The organism is Polaromonas sp. P1_G2, assembly GCF_056405515.1.
The window spans coordinates 1-485 of record NZ_JBFUBY010001004.1 but is presented as its reverse complement, the minus strand read 5'-3'; the positions used below and the strand labels follow the sequence as shown (position 1 = coordinate 485).

1 protein-coding gene is annotated in these 485 nt (G+C 62.7%); it reads left to right on the top strand.

Features of this window, described 5'->3' with window-relative positions:
* Positions 1-485, top strand: a 485-nt coding sequence (locus AC1D0P_RS28765) for an ABC transporter permease (RefSeq protein WP_477679852.1), incomplete at both ends; no start/stop codon positions are given.

Here is a 485-nt window from a genome sequence, read left to right as displayed (position 1 = left end):
CGATGTTCCTGGTGATCACGGCGATCCTGTTCTCGCTGCTGGTCGGCGTGACCCTGGGCGCAGTCTCCGCCTGGCGGCGCGGCGGACGGTTCGACAGTTTCGTCTCGCCGTTCTCGGTGGTGATGATCGCCATTCCGCCGGTGATCGTCGCGCTCTCGACACTCTTCCTGTTCGGCGTGTCGCTGCGCTGGTTTCCGGTCGGCTATGCCTATGATCCCAACCTCGATCCGGGTTTCAATTTCACCTTCTTCGGCAGTGTCTTCTACCACGGGATCATGCCGGTGCTGACGCTGTCGCCCTATCTCATCGGCGAGTTCCAGACGACGATGCGTTCGTCGATGATCTCGGTGCTCGGCGAGGATTATGTCACCATGGGCCGGGCCAAGGGCCTCAAGCCTGCGACCGTGATGTTCGGCTATGGCGCGCGCAATGCCATGCTGCCGGTGCTCACCAATCTGGCGCTGATGCTCGGCGCCGTGTTCGGC